This window comes from uncultured Eudoraea sp. (assembly GCF_947260015.1).
In the GTDB taxonomy this organism is placed as follows: domain Bacteria; phylum Bacteroidota; class Bacteroidia; order Flavobacteriales; family Flavobacteriaceae; genus Eudoraea.
The window spans coordinates 1-2,335 of record NZ_CAMYOM010000089.1; the positions used below are offsets into that span (position 1 = coordinate 1).

General features: G+C 36.8%; 2 protein-coding genes. Both read right to left on the reverse strand.

The features are described 5' to 3' along the window. Positions 1-28: 28 nt before the first annotated feature. Positions 29-856, reverse strand: coding sequence for a sugar nucleotide-binding protein (locus Q0X66_RS15780; protein WP_297708073.1), 828 nt, complete (start codon positions 854-856; stop codon positions 29-31). Between the two features lie 29 nt (positions 857-885). Beyond that, positions 886-1,971, reverse strand: coding sequence for a glycine cleavage system aminomethyltransferase GcvT (gcvT, locus tag Q0X66_RS15785; protein WP_297708075.1), 1,086 nt, complete (start codon positions 1,969-1,971; stop codon positions 886-888). Positions 1,972-2,335: the final 364 nt, after the last annotated feature.

A 2,335-nucleotide genomic window follows, 5' to 3' on the forward strand; every position in this document is an offset into this window, starting at 1 on the left:
ATTTAAAAATAGGCAGATTTCTTGCTAATTAACCAATAACATGGTGATCAATTATCTCCTGGCAACTAATTCGCAGGTTTTTTGGAAGTTTATTGTCTTTGGGTAAGACTGCCAGATAACGCTCCTCATTTGTAGTGAACACCCTTTTAAAAATGGGATTAAAGCTCCCAATCCTTTCAAGGATATCCTTAATAAAGTCTTCATGGTGAACCAGATCATGACTGCCCAAATGAAAAATTCCGCTCTTATTTCGATTAATGAGATAATGGATTTGCTGAGTAAGCTTGTAATCGCTTATTACATTAATAACCAGATTTGGAAAAACTTCTATAGGTTCATTATTCCAAATAAATTTCTTCATTTCTTTAACCCGGGGAGAGGAATTCCCAAATACCATTGGAACTCTTAAAATAGCCGTTTTAGATTTAGGCAATCGTAAAAGCATATTCTCTATTCTTATTTTTAATCGCCCGTAAACACTCTCAGATAAGGTTTTGTCATGTTCATAAGAAGGGAATTTGCTGTATGCATCAAAGACATTGGCAGAAGATAAGAAATATAGTTTGCAGTCGTTTTTAACGAGATATTCTACGATATGCTGATGAGCCTGAACTTGCGCGCTAAAATTGCCTCTTAGGGCAGAAATAATAATTTGTGGACGTATTTTCTCCAGAAGTTGATAGATATCATCTTCCTGCATGTCATACCTTATAAATTGTTTATTGTCTTCAAAAGCCCCGCCGGATGAATAATAGGTAGCATAGGTATCAAAATAATTGCAGAGTTCCTTGTAAATAGCATATCCTATAAATCCGCTTCCTCCCAGTATCAGTATTTTCTTTCCTCCGTCTTTCACTCTTTTTCCTCCTCTTGTCTAAAAATAGTCTATACTTTATAAAATGGTAATTTAACCACTTTTGCCTTTATGTTATTTTTGCGAATTTGAATATGAATCTCGCTGCCTGATTCAGATAATGCAGAAGGCACATAACCTAAGCCAATACCTTTATTCAAGGAAGGCGACATGGTACCCGAAGTGACAAAGCCAATTTTGTTGCCTTCTCCATCTGTGATGTCATAACCTTGTCTTGGAATGCCTTTTTCTACCAATTCAAAGGCAATTAATTTTTGTTTTGGAGCTTTCTCCTTTTCTTTAGCCAGCGCCTCGCTGTTCACAAAATCTTTACTAAACTTTGTAATCCAACCAAGACCTGCCTCCAATGGAGAAGTTTCTTCATTAATATCATTCCCATATAAACAATACCCCATCTCTAATCTAAGGGTATCCCTTGCAGCCAAACCAATTGGTTTAATGCCATAATTGGCGCCTGCTGCCAGAACACTATCCCATATTTGCTTTACTTCCTCGTTTTTACAGTAGATTTCAAAACCCCCTGAACCCGTGTATCCAGTTGCTGAAATTATAACGTGTTCTATCCCTGCGAAGTCCCCAACTACAAAATTGTAGAACTTAATTGCCGACAGATCTACAGATGTTAAGGACTGCATGGATTCTACCGCTTTTGGCCCTTGTATAGCCAATAATGAGTAGTTTTCTGATATATTCCTAAGTTTGGCACCTATGTTTTTATTATACCCGGAGATATGATCCCAATCTTTTTGAATATTAGAGGCATTTACCACCAGGAGATAAACTTCTTCTTCTATTCGGTATACGATAAGGTCATCCACAATACCACCAGATTCATTTGGAAAGTAGCTGTATTGGGCCTTTCCAACTGTCAGTTTCGAAGCATCATTAGATGTAACTTTTTGTATAAGAGCTAAAGCGTTGGGTCCCTCTATTAAAAACTCTCCCATATGAGAAACATCAAAGACGCCCACAGCTTTACGCACCGTTTCATGTTCGGCATTAACGCCTTCGTAAGATACGGGCATTAAATACCCGGCAAAAGGAACCATTTTGGCACCGAGTGCTTCGTGGGTTTTAGTTAGGGCTGTATTCTTCATATTTCGTCAATTTTAGCTGCGCAAATTTATAGAAAATTAATAACTAGGCTAGAGTGGTTTTTCATTGTTTTGTATAAAATACTGTTAATATAAAGATTCGGGGCTAAAGGGTCTTGTTTTACGACTTTTCAGCTTAAGAAACCAAATAAATTATTTAATTTAAAGCCTTTAAAATTGCATCAAATGAAAATGACAATCTTCTTTCTTTTTTGTTTTTCTCTAATAGTGGTATCTGCACAAGATAAGCCTACTGATTATTTGTCGGCTGATTTTCACAATGATAGAATGGTTAAGGCGCGTACTTGAATGACACCCAACAGCGTGGCTGTATTTTTCTCTAATGCAGAAAGGAACAGGTCTAATG

Bases quoted from the DNA above. Each gene is read 5' to 3' on its own strand.
- gcvT (WP_297708075.1), bottom strand. From the start codon at position 1,971: ATGAAGAATACAGCCCTAACTAAAACCCACGAAGCACTCGGTGCCAAA.